This window comes from Propionispira arboris, assembly GCF_900109225.1.
Lineage (GTDB): Bacteria > Bacillota > Negativicutes > Selenomonadales > Selenomonadaceae > Propionispira > Propionispira arboris.
This window is the reverse complement of the sequence record NZ_FNZK01000002.1, coordinates 218,999-238,759: the sequence shown is the minus strand read 5'-3', so window position 1 is coordinate 238,759 and position 19,761 is coordinate 218,999. Positions and strand designations below refer to the sequence as shown.

The window sequence follows — 19,761 nt, the reverse complement described above, 5'->3', positions numbered from 1 at the left end:
CAAAACCCCTGCCTAATTAATACAAACTTTAGCAGAACGCCAACAGTGACGTTTTTTTCTCATCTTTTTCTAAACATTTGCATCTTTCACAATGAAAAATAGACGAGTGAAGCCATACTATCTAGCCGTTCAGTCGCCTTATAAAAATCTTAAGATTATAGTAAAGCTTTTTTATTACAACGGATTTCACCTCAAATATCACACAGGATCATGGGATTTCCATTGTTTTTAATCAATTCAATAATTGCTTCAAAACGCAAAAAAACTGTTTTGCTATTGTCCATTGGATGAACCCCTATCGTTTTACCTTGTAAATTTTTATCGAATACTACGATGACATTTTTTTTTGTTATTCAGCACCCCGAGTGGTGTCACATTTCCTTTTTTTCAAAAGCAGTTTTTCATATAACAGCTCTTCACTAGCAAAGCTCAACCTGCGACTGGGGATTTTCTCACTAAGTTCCTTCAAATCTATCTTTTTGTGTCCTGGAAGTGTCACCAAATAATAGTTTCTCTTCTTATCATCACGCAAAAAAAGATTTTTCACAATATCCTCTTTATGAGGAATAGCCAATGCTTCTAAATCATCAATGCTATAGGCTGGTGCATGTTGATAAAATTCAAAAGGAATATTTTGTTCATTTAAAAAATCAATAATATCCTGTGCCGTAAAAAACTCGCGTAAAACATCCATTTTATTTTACCTCCCGGTAAATATTTACCTATTGCTCAATCACTGTGTTTCATTTCAAAAGTTTTTTTAAATAAACCATATCGACCAACTGCTTTCCTGCTTCAAAGATGAGATGGTCATAATTTTCCACAAAAAAATTTTTAATACGATGCGATATTGTAAATCCACAATGTTCATAAAACGAAATGGTTCGCGGACTATCACCTGTACCAACCAACATGATTTTACATTTCCCAGCATAGTATTCGAAAATATACTCTATTAGTTTCTTCCCATAGCCTTTTCCCTGATCTTTCTCATAAGTAGCAATGTTTTTCAATTCATAAGTCTCTTCTGTTTCTTTTGTTACAACACAAATTGACTTTAAATCATCATCATATAAAGCAAACATATCACCAGATTCTAGATATCGATCAATCATCGATTCTTGTTCATCCGCCAACAAAAGCAAATCAATAAATTTCTTTTTATTCGAAAAAATCTTTTCTATTCTCATATTACATCTTCCTAACATAAAAATAAGCGTCTGAACTCGATCAAGGCGATTCATTCAGTCGCTTTTTCTTACAAAATCGAGTCGTTCCATAATAAAAGCACTTCTAAAAATTGTTTCACGAAGACTGTCAAACAAAATCTGCTGCATAATTAATTGTCGAAAGGATTCTTACTGTCCGTAACCTCTTGAATAATAACAATCGATTTTAAATTGCTTTTTCTCTTTTTATTTTTTTACAATATAAAATCTATTTCGTCCATTTGCAACTGCGTCTAACAAATTATGTTCCACCAGTTGCTTAAGAAGAACCCCGGCTCTACTAGAAGAAATATTCAAACGTTCTTCTATGTCCCGACGCAATAACTTCTTTTTTTCCTTAGCCAATTCCAAAATAATTTTTTCTTGATCTGTAACATCAATTAAATTTCCTACCGCAAAATTTCTGTTTGGTAATATAATTTTAAAGGCATTATCTGATGATTCAATTTGGGGCTTATATGGACTTCCTTCATAACTTTCCATAATTTTAGGTATTCCTGTTCCATAAGCTTCTATTAATTTTAATCGATAGAATATCGCTGCTAACTTTTCATTGCGGCATTGAGATATTCCCAATAATATATCATTTATAGTAAGACCTTTTACCAATCCACCAAAAGAAACGAACTCTAGGCGATCGGAAAAAATACTAATTAAAGTACTGCCACTAAAAGAATACTCTCTGTGCACCAGTGAATTAAGCAATGCTTCCCTAACAGCTTCTTCTGGATAATCTTGTTGATCTATTCGATGAAGCCCTAAAAAAGTTGCTTTTGTCTTATTATTCAAATCAATAAAGTTATATGCTTCGTTCATCTGTTGTAATAACGAACCAGAAAAATCTCTACGATCTTGGAATACAGCTTTCTTTTCCCCTTCAAAAACAGCAGCCTTTATTGTATGAACACACTGATCTGAAAGAAGCAATCCTAAATTTGTATAAATGCCTTCCGTAGTTTTAATACCCAATGTGACTAATTGATTCTCACCAAACATAATTTTTCTAGACTTAAATTCTGCTTCAAGTGCTGAAAAAGATAACGATTGCGTCAACGAACGTATACATTCAAAATGTTCCCCATCCGTGTCTTTGATCATACGTCGAATCGCTTCTTCTGAGGCTGGAACTGCGGATGTTCCTTGCCTTATATAAACCCCTTCTGGGCGAATGCCTTTTCCAACTAAATAGTATGGTGAATGCGTGCCTTTCTGTACATAAACCCGAATGATCTTTTTATCTTTTATTTCTTCTATATAATATTCAACAAACATGGTTATATCTGGTTTAATTGCATCACGAATCATGTTAGATATTTGCAACATATTAGCATCTGGATCATCCACCCCAGCAATATTGCCATCATCCGTAATCCCTACGTATAGAGTTCCACCATCACTATTTGCGAATGCAATGACTTCTTTTTTTATATCATCTACAACCTTCTCTTTTAATTCAACGGTCTGACTCTCTATAAAATTCATAGTATCTATTTCCTTTCCCAGATATTCTACTAGTTATCTACCACCATTGTACCACAATACAGGTAGAATAGTGGTAGATAATATAAAATTTATTAATACAGTTAGCGTTCTCAACATACTTATTTTTTTATCCTATTTTGTTAAATATTTAGATCTTTCATGGCGCAAAAATAGACGACTGAAACCATACTATTTAGCCGTTCAGTCGCCTTATAAAAATCTTATGATATAGTAAATTTTGTTTATTCCACCGGATTTTATCTCCTTGCCAAACATCTGCCATTTTGCCACTTCTTTTCGTATCGATTGCCGTGCATTTCCTTACAAAAACTGAACAGTTCCATACTTCAAATGTTACAAGAATTCTTGATATCGACATAAAAATCAACAAAACTTACATTTTTAAATTTATTCAAAAAAATTAATTTTTATACAATTAAAAATCTTTTGTCCTAGAATTTCAAGTGGCACACAAAAAGCGTATTTCCTCCACCGTTAATTTGCTATAGTATTAATCGCTTAACTGTAATTGCAAATATTCATCTTTTAAAATACTCATCGATATCGTATCCCAATATTGACCGTTCGTAAAAAAATGTTTTCGCAGCCGACCTTCTTCAATGAAACCACACTTTTTATAGCAATTATAGGCTCGCAGATTATACTCGTGCAAATTTAACTGAAGCCGAGTGAGGTTTAACTTTCTAAAAACATAATCTTGTAAAAGATGAATAGCTTCTGACCCAATTCCCTTATTTTGATTTGATTCGGCAGGAATTACGATTCCAAATTCAGCGAATCGATTTTTCCAATCAATGTGAATAATATCAACTTGCCCTAAATATTTATCTGATTCTTTTTCAGCAATTACAAAATGGATTTGATCAGAGTATTCATGATTCAAAATAGAATTTAAATACCGCTCCGTATCTTTTTGAGAATGTGGCTGTAAAAATAGATCAGACAAATTATCCGTTATATTTGCATCATTTACCCATGCCCGCATAAAAGATAAATCTTCTGCTTGGTACTCACGCAGCATAATATTCTTTCCTAATAATCTTGGCATAAAAAGACCTCCTTGACTCCCGTTATAGTTTGTAAGCGTTGCTTTCCATCAATAATACCACACTTGGTTTTCCCTGTATTAGTGTCAACGTTAGATCGCATAAAAATAAGTGGCATTAGGATAGTTTTTTTCATAATGGAGTTGTAACTATGGGCATAATTTCACCTTTAATATATAGAATAAATTTCATTTACCCCTTTTATTGGTAAATGTGCTATACTCAAGATGTTGATTCACTGAAGATTGTCTTTATTCTCTCTATGATTGAGCCTAGAGATTCTTTTTTTTATCAAGGACAGGTTTTTTTGTTTCAGTAAAAAGAGACCCCATGATGGATATTTATTTCATCATGGGGCCTCTTTCTTATATACTATTTTATTATGATCTATTGCAAAAATTACGTTAAAGCCAAAAACAACAGCAAAGTTTTAACTTATTCTATCATTAAGTTAGTAAGTCTAATCACACTTTAAACTTTTGTATTTCAGTTTGTAAATCTGCTGCCATTTTTGACAAGTGCGTACTTGCTGATGCTATTTCCTGCATTGAAGCGGATTGTTCTTCTGTTGCAGCTGAAACAGTCTGCGTAGCGTCAGCTGTTTTTTTCGTTTCTCCACTAATACTATTTGCCGCAGCAACAACATCTTCAGTTCCACTCGTCAATTCTTCGGTCGCTGCCGATATTTCATTGATTTCATCAGCTACGCCCTTAATCATCGACAATATTTCATTGAAATTCTTACCCGCCAAATCAACAAGTTCCGATCCCATTTTGACTTCACGTTTACTTTCATTCATATAGTTGACGGCGGTTTTTGTTTTGGCCTGTACATCAACAATTAGTTCCGTGATATCTTTTGTCGCACGTGCTGATTGTTCAGCCAGTTTTCTGACTTCGTCCGCAACTACTGAAAATCCCCTGCCAGCGTCACCAGCTCTAGCTGCTTCAATAGCCGCATTTAAAGATAATAAATTCGTTTGCGCTGCAATATTTGAAATTAATCCGACAATGGTATCAATTTGTTTTGATTTCCCCTCTAATTCACCAATGACATCAGCCGTGTCATCCGTTCGTTTTTCAATAGTTTCCATCTGTAAAACAGTTTTTTCAATAGCCCTACTACCTTCTATAGCAGCCGTTGATGTCTTATCTGTCGACCGAGCCACTTCAATGGTATTTTCGGTCACCTGGTGAATCCCCTTTGCCATCTCTTCGACAATGTGATTTGTCTTAACAGCCATTTCCAACTGTTTTTCCGCACCTTTGGCGACTTCTGTAATTGTCTCTGCAACTTGATTAGATGCCTGTGCTGATTGTTCTGCACTAGCGGTTAATTCCTCTGATGCTGCCGCCAATTGTTCGGATGTATTTAGTAATTGCTTAATTAACGCCCGAATATTCCGGTTCATTCGGTCAACGGCTTTTGACAAGATACCAAATTCACTTTTATCTTGCATATTGCTTTCTTCAACATTTTGTGAAAAATCGCCCGCGGCAATTCCGCCTAAGAAATTTACTGATTCGCCTAAACGTTTCATAATTTGCTTTATAATCAAAATTCCTAGACCGGCGCCCACAATAATAGCAAAAATTGTAATAAGTATAAACATCATACTCGCTTTAACAAAATTGTCTTTTGATGCCTGGTTCATCTGCTCTGCATTTTTCTTTGATACATCTATAATCGTTTGCAATGTCTTAGATGTTATATCAGCCAAAGGCTCTACCGTTGTCTTATATAATGTATATGCTTCTTTGTTTTTATTTTTCGATGCTAAATCAACAACCATATTATTACCGTCACGGTATTGCGTTATATTATTTTGTAACTCCTTGACATTATTTTTTTGTTCTTGTGATAATGGTAATGAATCATATTTTGCTAAAGTTTCTCCTAATAATTTTCTGGAATCTGTTATTTGACCGGATAATTTCTTATTTTCATTCGCATCTGTCGTAATCATGAGATCTAATACATCGGTTCGAACTTTTCGTACATAAAGTTGGCTTTCATATGATAATTGCATTTCTGTTAAATTGTTCTCGTATATCTTATCCGTGTATTCACTGCTTTGCTTCAAATTAATATATCCAATAGACCCCACCAAAATAATAGCAAAACTAAAAACAATGATCAAAACACTAAGTTTTTGCTTAACTTTTAAATTCTTAAACCATTCCATTTTACATCGCTCCTTGTAGCATTTTATAGATAAAGTATTTCATACTATAAGCAATATACAACCAAATCAAACAATGTTAATTCAATAATATAATTATATTCGTTAATTACACCAAGGCTCTCTACGATGAAAAGTCCTTTGAATAATTTCACGATAATTATTATTTAACACTTATTATTCACTTTATTAAAAAACATTCTGTACTTTATTGGAAAATCCTTTTAATATTGTAAAAAAATTCTAAATATTATTATAATTTAAAATTAACTTTTTTCTCTTAAAATAAAAAAAGAGGTAAATCCTACATTTTATAACATTAAAGTGGATTCTTTATCAAAGACAATAACAAGTTCCACGGCTTGACATGAAAGACAATGGGGGTTGTCATCTTTTTCTAAATGTTTTCATTTCCCACAACGCAAAAAAAGACGACTGAAACCATACTATCGAATCGTTCAGTCGCCTTATAAAAACCTAAAATATAGTAAATTTTGTTTATTTCAACGGATTTCATCCACTTGCCAAACATCTGCCATTTCGCTACTTCTTTTCGTATCGATTGCCATGCATTTTCTTACAAAAATCAAACAGTTCCATACTTCAAGCGTTACAAGACTTATTGATGTCGACATAAAAATCAACAAAACTTACATTTTGACTTTATTCAAAAGAATTAATTTTTATACAATTATAAACTTTTTGTCCTATGATTTCAATTAAGCACAAGAAAAAATGTTTCTCGTATTATTTTTAGTATCTTTTCTCAATAAACTATATTTAAGGCACACAACTTTTTCTTAAATATAGTTTATTGATACCTATCATAATTTAGTTATGGCTATTTCCGTTCTGAAAAAGCCACCCGCAATCCAAAACCTATAAAAACTGCCCCTGTTACCCAATTGAAATATGCCTGTATTCTATCATTTTTTCCAATCCAAAAGCGTAATTTTCCAGCTAAGACAGCATACATGCTCATTACAAAAAAGCCCATAATAACAAAGCTTGAACCAAGCAAAATCATTTGCTGTTGAGCATAAACACTTTGATTATCAATAAATTGAGGTAAGAAACTCACAAAAAACAATGTCGTCTTCGGATTTAATGCGGAGGTTAAGAATCCAGTGAAAAACAGTTTTTTACCTTTAGTTGGTTTCTCTGATGAGTTTACCAGCATCCGCTGTTTATTTAGAAAACACTGTATTCCGACATAAAATAAATAACTAGCACCAAACATTTTGACGATAAAAAACATCAACGCAGATACTTGTAATAATGCTGCCAAACCTAGAGATGCTGCTAATACTTGAACCAAATCTCCGGCTGATGCTCCCATCACTGCCTTAAATGCGGATTTACGTCCCTCATTCATTCCCTTCGTAACAACGTATATTGTATTTGGTCCAGGCGATATAAGGAGAATAAACGATACAGAAATAAATAGATATATATTAGTCATTTCCATATAGAAAACACCTCTTCATTATTTATTTTGCTAAACGTCAATGGGAATGTTATTCTGAAAACAGCTCCCGAAAAATCCGCACTAAACAAACCTAATTAAATAGACATTTTTAGATATCAATTTTTATTGAGAAACAATGAGATCGTTTGTTTTTTGTCATCTTTTTCTAAATGTTTGCATTTCCCACAACGCAAATACAGACGACTGAAACCATACTATCGAACCGTTCAGTCGACTTATAAAAATCAAACAGTTCCATACTTCAAGCGTTACAAGACTTATTGACGTCGACATAAAAATCAACAAAACTTACATTTTAAATTTATTCAAAAATATTCAATTACTGTATAATTTTAAAACTTTCATCCCATGATTGCAAGATAAAAATAGAGATTAGGATAAACATCACCTAGGCCTAAAGTTATCTAAGAACGTTTGTAACAACCGTTCAAATATCACACAGGATAATGGGATTTCCATTGTTTTTAATCAATTCAATAAGTGCTTCAAAACGCAAAAAAACTGTTTTGCTATTGTCCATTGGATGAACCCCTATCGTTTTGCCTTGTAAATTTTTATCGAATACTACGATGACATTTTTTTCTTTGTTATTCAGCACCCCGAGTGGTGTCACATTTCCTTTTTTCAAAAGCAGTTTTTCATATAACAGCTCTTCACTAGCAAAGCTCAACCTGCGACTGGGGATTTTCTCACTAAGCATCTTCAAATCTATCTTTTTATGTCCTGGAAGTGTCACTAAATAATAATTTCTCTTCTTATCATCACGCAAAAAAAGATTTTTTACAATATCCTCTTTATGCGGAATAGCCAATGCTTCTAAATCATCAATACTATAGGCTGGCGCATGTTGATAAAATTCAAAAGGCATATTTTGTTCATTAAAAAAATCAATAATATCCTGTGCCGTAAAAAACTCGCGTAAAACATCCATTTTCATTTCGTCTCCTGGTAAATATTTACATGTCGCCAATCACTGTGTTTTACTCAGGCTGTCAAGCAAAAATCTGCTGCATATTTAATTATCGAAAGGATTCTTACTGTCCGTAACCTCTTGAATAATAACAATCGGATCAGATATAAGACCATACTTTTCATCTTCTGGATACGTTACTGCAATTTCTGGTTCAATCCCCGCATAGTCAACCATGCTTTCCCAAGAATCCCATTTCGTACAAAGAAAAAAATGCGCATATGCTCCTTGATTAACAATTTTTAAATAAGCACCACAATTTCCTTTGATTGCCAAAGTATCTTTTACACCAGTCTCATATTCATAAGCTTCAAATCCTGTTTTCATTGCTAAAGGAACGATTCCATGCCATGTTCTTGATATCAAATTTTACGCACTCCCTTATTAAACATACTTCATCCTGAATGATTCATCACGATATAAAAATAAACTTCCCTTATATATTTTGAGGTACACTTAAGTGTACCTCACCGCCGCCCTGAACGTTTATTGCATTCTCTGGCAATCCGAAAACGCGCCCATCGTCAAGAACTCCACAATAGAGATTGGATAGGTTACACTAAACGGTGCACCAGAGTCTAAGTTCTCTTATTTTCTTCATTTTCGAAGAGAATAATTTTTTCCGCAAAAACATCCAACATTTTCGCCATCGTTACTTCATGTTGTTGTGGTATTTGATCTATTAACGCAAACATTTCTTTAAAAATTTTTTCGAATATAAATTTAGAGTATTCTTTATAAACCATTTCTCCTCGTGGCGTTATTTTCAAAAAAAATTGCTTTTGATTGTTATTACAATGAAATTTTTCCAATAGCCCCTTATTCATTAATTTTGTTACATTTTTTGAAAATGCACTACGTGTAATTCCTAACCGCTTAGCAATTTCCGACATGTTCTGATCCTCGTTTTCCAATACATATTCCATTACCTGAATTTGTGCGGCAGAAAAATCAATATCCGCATGATAATTCATTTGCTTATTATAAATGTGTGCATAAGCATTTCCAAATTTAATGATTTTTTCAACAAGTTGACGGTGCTTATTCATCCATTCCAGCTCCATAGTTAATCAGACAACTCCTTAATAAACCAAATTAAATGTCAAGTTTAAGTATAGCATAAAGCAATAATAATGCATAAAAACTTTGTTTTTGCCAATATATACACTTCTCGGATTACGCTGTCTCTTTCTCCCGTTATGGTTGACAAAATATTATTTTGAAAATAGTATTTGACATTATTGTGTCCCAAGGATACAATAATGTCAAATAAAAAATCTGAAAATTCAAACGGAGATGATTTATGTGAAAACAGAGAAAATGGTAAAATCATTTGACGGTACCAGTCTTTATGCTTCTACGTTAATTCCTGCCACAGTAAAGGCTACGGTTGTTATTGTACATGGGTTAGCCGAACATTTAGGGCGCTATGATGAATTAGCAAATACATTTGCGGAGAATAATTTTGCGGTTTATCGCTTTGATCTTCGTGGTCATGGTAAATCGGAAGGACAAAGGGCTTATTTTAGCAATTTCACCGTAATAATTGAAGATGTAAAGTTTATTGTTGAAATGGCGAGGAATGAACATCCTCAAGTTCCTTTGTTTATTCTGGGGCATAGTCTGGGGGGATTTGCATCTGCTGGTTTCGGTAGCAAGTATCCCAATAAGGCCGACGGTATTATTCTCTCGGGAGCACTTACCAACGATAATAAGGGGCTAATCCGTAGTGTTCCACAAGGACTTGCTGTTACAGACTATTTGCCTAACGAATTGGGACACTTGATTTGTACGGACTCGTCCGTAGTTGCTGCGTATCAAAATGATCCCTTGGTATTAACTCAAATCAGTGCTGGTTTATTCTATGAAATTGACAACGGGGTTCAATGGCTGAAGAACAATACCCACTCTTTTGTTGCTCCGACGCTCATTCTTCATGGCTGCGATGACCAATTAGTAATGGAAAAGGACTCGCGTGATTTTTACGGTGATATTGCTTCAACAGATAAAGAACTAAAAATATACGCGAAACTGTATCATGAAATTTTGAATGAGCCAGCCAGACATGAGATCATGAAAGATATCATTTCATGGATTAAGAAGAGGATAAATGTTTGATTTCCACATAAATATTCAGAATATATTCAATAATTATATGTTGTTCCGTTCCCCAAATAACTTAAGGCACGATAGAGATTAAGATACCCCCTTTGGATAGACAGTTTTATTAACTACTGTTTATCCAAAGGGGGTATTCAACAATATGCAGTTTTTTAGTTTTCCATAAATGCGAAATTTATTTAGTTCCATTTATGAGACTTCCCATTATTTAAGTTTAAAACTTATCATTGCTGACATATTAAGATTCCAAATTACTATGCATTTTAAAAGATTCAGATTGACTAACCTGTTTTTCAATAGCATACTTCATACATAATGCATCAAATATAATATGAGCACTCTGATCAAATAAAGAACCTAAAGGCTGCATACTTGATGCTTCTCCTTTATGCCGAAACTTTGTTGCCGCTGGCACAAAAATTAATGAATCAGCAAATTTAGCCAATTCTCCTTCTTTTGTTGCACTAATCACTTGTACAACAACACCTTCCTCCTTGGCCTTTTGGGCTGTCCAAACAACATGATGTGTACTGCCTGACCCTGAAATCGCCACCAACATATCTTCTTTGTGAATTGCTGGTGTAATCGTTTCACCAATGACATAGCTTTCTGCACCTAAATGCATGAGTCGCATAGCGAATGCCTTTGCCATAAGACCGCTTCTGCCTTCACCAATCACAAAAATTCGTTTTGCAGTTAACAATTTTGTAACGGCTTGATCTATTTCAGTTTCATTTATTTCTTTGATAACACCATGAATTTCATTTAAAATCGTTTCCATTATAGACATTTGTAATATTTCCTCCTCATTTTAAAATTGATTATCTTTTATAATCTGCTGATAAGTACGAATCGCTGCAACTGGATTAGTTGCTTTTGTAATGCTGCTTCCAATAATAAATATCTCTGGTCGTAACTGTACAATGATCGGTGGCAAAGTTTCTTCATTTAATCCACCTGCTACCGCAATTCGACGACCATTCCAGCCAATGTCGTTTGAACGAAATGTATCACCAGTTCTTTCTTGCTGATCCTTGCTTGTATGCAAACAAAAGATTGCATCTGGAAACGTATCCCGTAAAAGTATTTGTTGTTTTTCTGTCGTATTCAATAAATCTATCATAAAATTTTGATTCGCGTTTCTTGCTGTCTCCGCCACAAGCTGCACTGTAATCAGCGGACCACAACCCATAACAGTTACAACATTTGCTCCAGCTGTAAAGGCAAGGTCGCATTCATAGCGTGCATTGTCAATAATTTTCATATCGGCAAGCAACATTTTTTCAGGAAAGGCATTGCGAAAACTCCGTACACTTTTCATGCCAAATTCTTTTATCAAAGATGTACCAATTTCAATCCATCCCACATTTTCTTCTACTTTCTGAGTCAGCCGAATAGCCTCTTCTATATTCATTCGATCTAACGCCAATTGTATAAAATATTTATCCATCACTGAACTTCCCCCTCAGACTTCTTCACAGTACAAACATAATAAGTAATTCCAGCCGCTAACAAAAGAGATATTGCCATCAACATATATGACACTCCATAGCCGCCAGTATAACTATTAAGCAGGCCTACCACGTAGGCACCCGTAAAACTACCTAAAGCTCCAAAGCTATTAATTAAAGCCATCGCTCCACCGGCCACATTAGATGGTAAAAGTTCTGGAATAATGGCAAAAAACGGTCCATAAGGTGCATACATCATTCCTCCTGCAAGAACCAACAAGATATATGAAAGCATAAAATTTTGCGTACCCACAAGATAAGATGCATAAAAACAAATGGCTCCCAGAAAAAGAAACGGCCATACAAAATCGCGTCGATTCAAAAACTTATCTGAAAAATATGAAGCTAATATCATGCCAATAATGGCCAATAAATAAGGTACAGAACTCAACCATCCGGTTAACACCATTGTCATATTCGGTGCTGATTTCAAAATAGACGGCAGCCACATCATGAACCCATATACACCAATACTCCATAAAAAATATTGTACACATAAAAGAATTACTTTTTTATTTTTAAATGCTTCTGCATAGTTTTTTATTGGCTTAATACCCTTTTGTTCTGCCTGAAGTGCCAGTTCCAAATCCATCTGTTCCTGTTTATCCAGCCAGGTTGCTTCATGTGGATGATTATTGACCATTTTATTCCAAAAAAATGCCCATATGAGTGGTGGTATTCCTTCTAAAATAAACATCATCCGCCAACCACAAATATCAAGTAAATAACCAGAAACAATAGACATCCAAAGAACTGTAACTGGATTGCCAAGGATCAAAATTGTATTTGCTTTAGAACGTTCACCTTTTGTAAACCAATGACAAAGAAATACTAACATTGCTGGCATAACAACGCTTTCTACTACTCCCAGCATAAAACGTACTATCATTAGTTGGTACGGATCCGATAACACCCCCGTTGATGCTGCAAAGCCGCCCCAAAGCAAAAGAGACCAAAACACAAGTTTTTTTGCACTTTTCTTTTCCGCATAAGCTGCGCCTGGAACCTGGAAGAAAAAATATCCCAAGAAAAAAAGTGCTCCCAATAAAGAAGAAACGGCGGGAGTAATTGCTAATTCATGTGCCATATTACTCGCTGCACCAAAGCTAAAATTTGCCCTATCAAGATAAGCCAGACTATACGTGATAAAAACAATTGGCATTAAACGATACCATCTTTTGATACTCAGAGTTTTTTCCATTTCTGTTCTCTCCTCATCACAATTTTGCAAACAAATGACTTGGTTTACAAAACTCATTTTCTATTACTGTCTATGATAATTTTCTTTTATATAGTTATTTAATACCTCTCTATTAGGCAATCCATCATGATCCCCTTGCGATTTTATAGCTAATGCGCCGATTGCATTTCCTCGTTCGACAGACTTTTTTAATGTCAATCCTTCTAATAATCCACTAATTATTCCAACTGCAAATCCATCACCAGCTCCAACGCTATCAATAACCTTTACTGCTTGAATTCCTTTTATCATTCCTTCATTTTCTCCAGAGTCACAATAGTAAGCACCTTCCTTCCCAAGCTTAATTACAACAAGTTTTACTCCCTTATTTAAATAAAAATCAGCTATTTCACGTGGTTTTTCTAAACCTGTCAGATATTGTCCTTCAGATAGTCCCGGTAAAATCCAATCCGCTAAGCCAGCTGCTTCATTAATAAATTGACGCATTTTAATTGTAGAGCTCCACAGCGTTGGTCGTAAATTGGGATCAAAACTAATTGTTAGCTGATTTTCCCTTGCTTTTCTCATTATTTCTATTCCATATTCATAAGTTGATACCGAAAGTGCTAATGGAATTCCTGTTGTATGGAGATGATCGGCTTGACTCAACCAATCCGTATTCATTTGATCTTTGGAAATTTGACGAAATGGTGTAAATTTTCGATAATATTCGATTTGTGGATCACCTGTACTCACTTTCGATTTTACTTGATATCCGGTTGGCCATACATCATCAAAAACAACCTGATCCGTATTGACTCCTTCTCGCTCAAGATCTTGTACAATAAATTTTCCAAAAGAGTCTTTACCAACACGACTGATAAAGGTACTGTTATAACCTAAACGTGCCATACCAATTGCTACGTTTGTTTCCGCACCTGCCATAAATTTTTTAAAATCTTGTTGTTGTGCTAACTCACCTTCTTGCTGCGCAACAAACATAACCATTGCCTCGCCAAATGTAATAAACTTTTTCATTTCATACCACTCCCTTTTATACATTGTACCCACTTAGGACCTTCATCAGCTGGTGCAGAGAATGGAAATTCTACTGCCGCCATCTGATGTTGTGCAGCCCTTATAAACCAAGGACTATCTATTTTTACAGGAATGCTTTCATACTTGCCTCGCCAAATAGTGTCTTTTATATGCATATATTCAATATGCTCCCGTAAAATTTCATAAGCCAGCTCGGCATCTTCCTTAACCGTTATCCAATTACCTGTATCAAAAGTCATGGAAACAGGTAAGGTTTTGTTCCATTTAAAAAATCTTACGAAACCAGCTAAACTCCCTCCCTCTTTTGTTTGATTATTTTCTACTAAAAGCTTTCCCGGAATTTTTTGCAGATTTTGTTTCAATACAGATTCAGAACAAGCTTTTTCTAGCGAAAAGTTTCCCAAAGAAAATTTTATATAACTTGCTGATACCCATGCTGCTTCGCGACAAAAAGTAGCAAATTTATCATTTAATCTACCATCTGCCATCCAAAGATCCTCTGGCACTGAATAAATAACTGGAGATAAGTCTACCTTATCAATATAGGTTTTCATTGTTTGCAATAATTCTTGTGTCGGTATAAGTCGTTCGCGTCTAATTTCAATTCCATCAGCTCCATACGACTTAATTTCATTTATTTCTTTTTCTACTGCAATTGGAGTCGAAAAAACTAGCGTTGGTAATATCACTTTAACCATTTTCCTCACATCCTTCTTAAAATTCTATGTTAATCGATTGCTAAAACTATAAAATAGAATGTGGCGACGATTTATCCGCACCACACCTCATATTGTTTCATTTTTTATGATTGTTTGTGTTAATCGATTGCTAAAAACATAAAATAATTTTAAATTGAATTGCGAACTACCATTTTACAAGGAATTTCTCTTATTTTCGGCACTCCCTTACCTTTGTTATCAATCAGTTCAATCAAACGATTCACGCATTCTATACTAATTTCATATGATGGTTGTGTAATTGCCGTAACATCAGCCAATTCCATCCATTCCCAATCATCAAAACTACATATACCCAGATCATCCGGATAGGAAAGGCCCATAGCCTTAATTGCTTTAAGTAAATTCAAGGTCACAACACCATTCCCTGTTAAAATGCTTTTTCGCCCTGAATTTTCTAAAAACGACTGCAACATACGTTGCACAAATTCAGGTTCATGCGAAGTCAGCACATACTCCTCTGCTTCACTATTAAACAATTCTGGATAAACATTATGATAAGCTGCACTACGTTGAATTCGTGTTTCAATATTTTTGAGCGGTTCCGTAAAAAATCCTATTCGTTCATAACCATGTTTTTTTATATATTTCATCACTTTATGAATAGCTTCCATATCATTTGTCTTGATAGTATCTAATATTGGAGGTTGCCCAATAGGTCGTTCTGCTAACACAATCGGCATTTGTTCTGTCGCAATTTTTTGAAAAAACAAATTATTCTCCCCGGTATTATGTATAATTAAGCCTTCTACTCTCTGATCAATCATAGATTGCACATATGCTTTTTCTCTTTCAGGATCTTCATCGGTATTTGCAATATTTAAGCTATAGCCCAATTCTTGACATCTGTCATTAACACCCTTAACTAAAATTGCTGAAAAGGGATTTGTAATATCAGCCACAATCAAGCCCAAAGTGCGGCTTTTTTGAAACTTAAGAGCTCGAGCCAATCCACTTGGACGATACCCAACTTCCTCAATTGCCGATGCAATCCTAGCTCGTGAATCCTCTGACATGAATCCATATTTTCCATTTAAGTAACGAGAAATTGTAGTCGTTGAAACACCCACACGTTTTGCTACATCAGAAATTGTTACATGATCTTTTTTTTCCACTATGCTACAGCTCCCTTACTTACGCAATCGATTAACATACTCTTTTGGTCAAATAATAACAAAAAAAGTATATTATCACAATCTTCAAAAATAGATGAATATTTCGGATTTTATTTATTATTCTATGATTTTGTTCTATTTTCTTCTTTATTCTCAATTTTTTAATAATATGGAATTATCTGAATAATTTACTTTCGTAATTTCAGTTAAAAATACGGGGAGTTGTCGATTGAGCAATGCTTCAAATATTCCAATTTACTGCAAAACAAGTGCTATCATTTGATGCATTCTGCAATTCAGCGACAATTGCCCGTAAATTCTTACAACAGAGCAGCATTGCATACATTTGTTTGTTGGCATCTTCTAAATATTTACATTTCTCACAACGCAAAATAAACGACTGGAACCATATTATCCAGCCGTTCAATTGCCTTATAAAAACCTACAATACAGTATGTTTTCTTTATTCCAATAGATTTCACCCATTTGTCATTTTTTTCGTATTAAGTGTCACAATTCAAGCATGCTTCTAAAATTTTCACGAAATTCAATTTCTGTTTACTATTCGTCTCCGCGTAAATACGCAAATCACGCTCGCATAAAGTCTCAAATAAAAACCCGAATGGATGAACGAAGATTTGGACTGAATGCGGGCTGGTCCTCTAAAATAAAAAGTCGCTGGAATATCTCCAAATAATTACTCACGGTATTTCTGTCTATGGATTCACCATCATATTCTTGTATATCCTTGACTAGTTTCGCATTACCCGCAATTGTACATTCATTACGTGCCAAAGATCGTAGCAATAAAATCGCTTTTTTATAATCTCTTTTGATGCCATCCACTTTATACATATCTTCATAAACCACTGTATCAAGATAAGATTTTGCCAGCTCTGTCGAAACAGGTACTTTTAAATTTAAACTTCCAGGCCAGCCGCCCCGAACCGTTAAATCAATCAAATGGCGCAAATCCACTTCACCAGTAACAATCGGGTTGAATCGTCTACGATTCTCTGCCGATAAGCGGGCCTGGTTAATGCCATAACAAAACGCCCTTCCATGCCATATTTCTAACCAAATTTTACTTCATTCAGCAGTTTACGTCAATTCCATTCAGCACTTTTCAGTATTTACAATTAGCAGTTTTCGTAAATCATATTTAGCAATTTACGAAATATCATTACCAAATAATTCTTTTCAGAAATATAGATTATAACTATTCGATATTTCATTGATCTTTTGTATAGTGCTATAATAAAAAACCGTTAGATGTTTTAAAAATATATAACAAAAATAATTATATATGCTTAATTTAAAGTATATCAGGGGAGAAATTGTTATGTCATTAATACAAATTGAAACAGAAAAGAAAATAGGAATTATTACATTGAATAATTCAAAAAAATTAAATGCATTAAGCGCTGAACTTGTCAGTGAAATTGTTGAAGCTCTTGATAGATTGCAAAAAGAAAAAATTCGCATCGTTATTTTGCGTGCCCCAGAGAATACGAAAGTTTGGTCAGCCGGACATGATGTAAAAGAATTGCCATTGAAAATGAGAGATCCATTAAGCTACTATGATTCTCTTGAAATACTGTTACGTTCTGTTGAAGAATACCCAGGCCCGGTAATTGCTATGATACATGGTAGTGTTTGGGGCGGTGCCTGTGATCTGATCATGACTTGTGATATGGTAATTGCCGATAAAACTGCCAAATTTGCCATGACTCCAGCAAAACTTGGTGTTCCGTATAATTCGACAGGCATCTTGCATTTTATTAATCGTCTTCCGATTAATATCGCTAAAGAAATGTTTTTCACGGCTGAATTGATGGATGCTGACAGGGCCTTAAGTGTAGGAATCATCAATCATTTAGTCGAAGAATCCGAATTATTTTCTTTTACGCTAAAATTAGCTGCGACAATTAGTACGCGATCACATTTGTCTATAGAAGTAATCAAAGAACAATTTCGTGTATTATCAAAAGCATATGCAATTACGCCGTCTGCTTTTGAACGGGTGCAAGGCTTGCGTAGAAAAGTTTATGACAGCCATGATTATGAAGAAGCAATCACTGCTTTTTTAGAAAAACGGCCTGCCAATTTTAAAGGGGAATAAACCAAAAACTGAATGAAATACACCTGTTGTATTTGCTTCGGTTATGATTTATAACAACTGCTACGAAAAAAGGATTTTCGATGCCACTATAGCTCGAAAATCCCTTTTTCGTTCTTAGAATTATGTGAGACAAGATCCCCGCCCCGCTGCTCTTTGAAAATTATCGCCTAGTCTTATATGCATCTGTATACCAAAAGGTATCTTGAATACAATTGGGAAGTTTTGTTTTTGTCATTTCCATCAAATTTGTCACATACAAAGATGTTTTTCAAATATTTCATAATAACACACTCCGATCCACATCAAAAACGGTACTTATTACGCTGCAGCGTTTATAATTAAAATAGCTAACTTACAAAGGAGGTCTCCTATGATTATCAGTGCCAGCCGTCGGACAGACATTCCAACGTACTATTCCGAATGGTTTTTTAATCGAATCAAAGAAGGGTATGTTCTTGTTCGAAACCCCATGAATTTTCATCAGATCAGCAAAATAAATTTGCTTCCGAACGTTGTCGATGGAATTGTATTTTGGACAAAAAACCCGATTCCGCTGCTTAGTCGACTTTCAGACTTAGATGCCTACACGTATTATTTCCAATTCACTCTTACTGCGTATGGAAAAGATGTAGAACCAAATGTTCCATCAAAAAGCCATGTTATTATCCCTTCTTTTCAAAAACTTTCTTCTTTGATTGGCAAAGATAAAATCATATGGCGGTACGACCCTGTTTTTTTTAATAAAACGTATACAATGGAATATCACTGTAAATATTTTAAAGTCCTTGCAGAAAAGCTCCACAATTATACCGAAAAATGCACCGTAAGTTTTCTTGATTTATATAAAAACACTCACCATAATATGCAATGCCTCAATATAAATCCCGAAACACAGCAACAGCAAATTGAAATAATGCAGCGTTTTGCAAAAATAGCAAAAGAGTTTGGGATTAAGCTGGATACATGTGCCGAAAAACTTAACCTTGATGTCTTTGGCATTGCTCATGCCCATTGTATTGACAAAAATCGATTTGAACAAATAGGGAACTATAAACTAGACATTGCAAAAGACAAAAATCAAAGACCTGAATGCGGCTGTAGTTCCAGTATTGATATTGGAACTTATAATACTTGTAAAAACGGCTGCTTATATTGCTATGCAAACTATAACAACAGTACCGTAACAAAAAATTTTGCAATCCATAATCCAAGCTCACCACTTTTATTTGGCGAAATTGGACCCACTGATGAAATAAAAGATCGTACGGTTCGATCTTTTAAAGATTGGCAGTGCCAGCTTTTATAACGCTTTATTATATACGGTTGTCCTCTAAAAGCACTAGCAGAGAGGCTTTTTTTGTCTTTTTTTGCTAAATATTCACATTGTATCCAGCACTATAACGTCCGTTATTAACGTTTCAGTTCAAATTGCATTAATTTTTCCAATAGAATGGAATGGCAAAAAAACACCCATCTCCACATGAATTGCCCCCTGT

Annotated in this window: 21 protein-coding genes; 3 read left to right on the top strand and 18 right to left on the bottom strand. The window is 34.5% G+C overall.

The window, feature by feature from the left end:
- Positions 1–349: 349 nt before the first annotated feature.
- The 10 genes from BMY14_RS03035 to BMY14_RS02995 all read right to left on the bottom strand — a co-directional run bounded on the left by BMY14_RS03035 (position 350) and on the right by BMY14_RS02995 (position 9,469).
- Positions 350–694, bottom strand: coding sequence for a YbaK/EbsC family protein (locus BMY14_RS03035; RefSeq protein ID WP_218144870.1), 345 nt, complete (start codon positions 692–694; stop codon positions 350–352).
- A gap of 49 nt (positions 695–743) precedes the next feature.
- Complete coding sequence (locus tag BMY14_RS03030; RefSeq protein ID WP_091829092.1) at positions 744–1,190, bottom strand: GNAT family N-acetyltransferase; 447 nt, start codon at positions 1,188–1,190, stop codon at positions 744–746.
- Positions 1,191–1,415: 225 nt separating this feature from the next.
- Positions 1,416–2,711 carry an RNA-binding domain-containing protein gene (locus BMY14_RS03025; protein ID WP_091829090.1) on the bottom strand — a complete coding sequence of 432 codons (1,296 nt, stop codon included), beginning with the start codon at positions 2,709–2,711 and terminating at the stop codon, positions 1,416–1,418.
- A 511-nt stretch (positions 2,712–3,222) separates the two neighbouring features.
- Positions 3,223–3,780 carry a GNAT family N-acetyltransferase gene (locus BMY14_RS03020; RefSeq protein WP_091829087.1) on the bottom strand — a complete coding sequence of 186 codons (558 nt, stop codon included), beginning with the start codon at positions 3,778–3,780 and terminating at the stop codon, positions 3,223–3,225.
- A gap of 462 nt (positions 3,781–4,242) precedes the next feature.
- The gene (locus tag BMY14_RS03015; protein ID WP_091829084.1) at positions 4,243–5,964 is read right to left on the bottom strand and encodes a methyl-accepting chemotaxis protein; all 1,722 of its coding nucleotides are present in this window, start codon (positions 5,962–5,964) and stop codon (positions 4,243–4,245) included.
- A gap of 500 nt (positions 5,965–6,464) precedes the next feature.
- On the bottom strand, positions 6,465–6,596 hold the full coding sequence (locus tag BMY14_RS20995; protein WP_281246413.1) for a hypothetical protein: 132 nt from the start codon (positions 6,594–6,596) through the stop codon (positions 6,465–6,467).
- Positions 6,597–6,802: 206 nt separating this feature from the next.
- Positions 6,803–7,429: a LysE family translocator gene (locus tag BMY14_RS03010; RefSeq protein ID WP_091829081.1), complete on the bottom strand. Its 627-nt coding sequence runs from the start codon at positions 7,427–7,429 to the stop codon at positions 6,803–6,805.
- Positions 7,430–7,877: 448 nt separating this feature from the next.
- Complete coding sequence (locus tag BMY14_RS03005) at positions 7,878–8,381, bottom strand: YbaK/EbsC family protein (protein ID WP_091829079.1); 504 nt, start codon at positions 8,379–8,381, stop codon at positions 7,878–7,880.
- Between the two features lie 84 nt (positions 8,382–8,465).
- Complete coding sequence (locus tag BMY14_RS03000; protein WP_091829077.1) at positions 8,466–8,786, bottom strand: hypothetical protein; 321 nt, start codon at positions 8,784–8,786, stop codon at positions 8,466–8,468.
- A gap of 212 nt (positions 8,787–8,998) precedes the next feature.
- A complete protein-coding gene (locus BMY14_RS02995) occupies positions 8,999–9,469 on the bottom strand; it encodes a MarR family winged helix-turn-helix transcriptional regulator (protein WP_177177458.1) in 471 nt (156 codons plus the stop codon).
- A gap of 256 nt (positions 9,470–9,725) precedes the next feature.
- Between BMY14_RS02995 and BMY14_RS02990 the strand changes: the two genes are divergently transcribed.
- On the top strand, positions 9,726–10,538 hold the full coding sequence (locus BMY14_RS02990; protein ID WP_218144869.1) for an alpha/beta hydrolase: 813 nt from the start codon (positions 9,726–9,728) through the stop codon (positions 10,536–10,538).
- Positions 10,539–10,779: 241 nt separating this feature from the next.
- Here BMY14_RS02990 and hxlB read toward each other — a convergent pair whose 3' ends face one another.
- From hxlB to BMY14_RS02955, 8 genes are all read right to left on the bottom strand, one after another.
- The gene (gene hxlB / locus BMY14_RS02985) at positions 10,780–11,331 is read right to left on the bottom strand and encodes a 6-phospho-3-hexuloisomerase (RefSeq protein WP_091829069.1); all 552 of its coding nucleotides are present in this window, start codon (positions 11,329–11,331) and stop codon (positions 10,780–10,782) included.
- A gap of 21 nt (positions 11,332–11,352) precedes the next feature.
- On the bottom strand, positions 11,353–11,991 hold the full coding sequence (locus BMY14_RS02980; protein ID WP_091829067.1) for an orotidine 5'-phosphate decarboxylase / HUMPS family protein: 639 nt from the start codon (positions 11,989–11,991) through the stop codon (positions 11,353–11,355).
- A complete protein-coding gene (locus BMY14_RS02975; RefSeq protein WP_091829064.1) occupies positions 11,991–13,253 on the bottom strand; it encodes an MFS transporter in 1,263 nt (420 codons plus the stop codon). The genes BMY14_RS02980 and BMY14_RS02975 overlap by 1 nt, the downstream gene beginning before the upstream one ends.
- Positions 13,254–13,316: 63 nt before the next feature.
- Positions 13,317–14,270, bottom strand: a complete 954-nt coding sequence (locus tag BMY14_RS02970) for a sugar kinase (RefSeq protein ID WP_091829061.1) — start codon at positions 14,268–14,270, stop codon at positions 13,317–13,319.
- The gene (locus BMY14_RS02965; protein ID WP_091829058.1) at positions 14,267–14,989 is read right to left on the bottom strand and encodes a sugar phosphate isomerase/epimerase family protein; all 723 of its coding nucleotides are present in this window, start codon (positions 14,987–14,989) and stop codon (positions 14,267–14,269) included. The genes BMY14_RS02970 and BMY14_RS02965 overlap by 4 nt, the downstream gene beginning before the upstream one ends.
- Before the next feature lie 149 nt (positions 14,990–15,138).
- Complete coding sequence (locus BMY14_RS02960) at positions 15,139–16,143, bottom strand: LacI family DNA-binding transcriptional regulator (protein ID WP_091829053.1); 1,005 nt, start codon at positions 16,141–16,143, stop codon at positions 15,139–15,141.
- A gap of 241 nt (positions 16,144–16,384) precedes the next feature.
- Positions 16,385–16,534 (bottom strand): hypothetical protein, encoded by a 150-nt coding sequence (locus BMY14_RS20470; protein WP_177177457.1) that lies wholly within the window; start codon positions 16,532–16,534, stop codon positions 16,385–16,387.
- 215 nt (positions 16,535–16,749) lie between these two features.
- Positions 16,750–17,121: a DUF4143 domain-containing protein gene (locus BMY14_RS02955; protein ID WP_218144868.1), complete on the bottom strand. Its 372-nt coding sequence runs from the start codon at positions 17,119–17,121 to the stop codon at positions 16,750–16,752.
- 364 nt (positions 17,122–17,485) lie between these two features.
- Here BMY14_RS02955 and scpB point away from each other — a divergent pair, with 364 nt between their 5' ends.
- A complete protein-coding gene (scpB, locus tag BMY14_RS02950; RefSeq protein WP_019552673.1) occupies positions 17,486–18,265 on the top strand; it encodes a methylmalonyl-CoA decarboxylase in 780 nt (259 codons plus the stop codon).
- 370 nt (positions 18,266–18,635) lie between these two features.
- Positions 18,636–19,571, top strand: coding sequence for a DUF1848 domain-containing protein (locus tag BMY14_RS02945; protein WP_091829049.1), 936 nt, complete (start codon positions 18,636–18,638; stop codon positions 19,569–19,571).
- Positions 19,572–19,761: the final 190 nt, after the last annotated feature.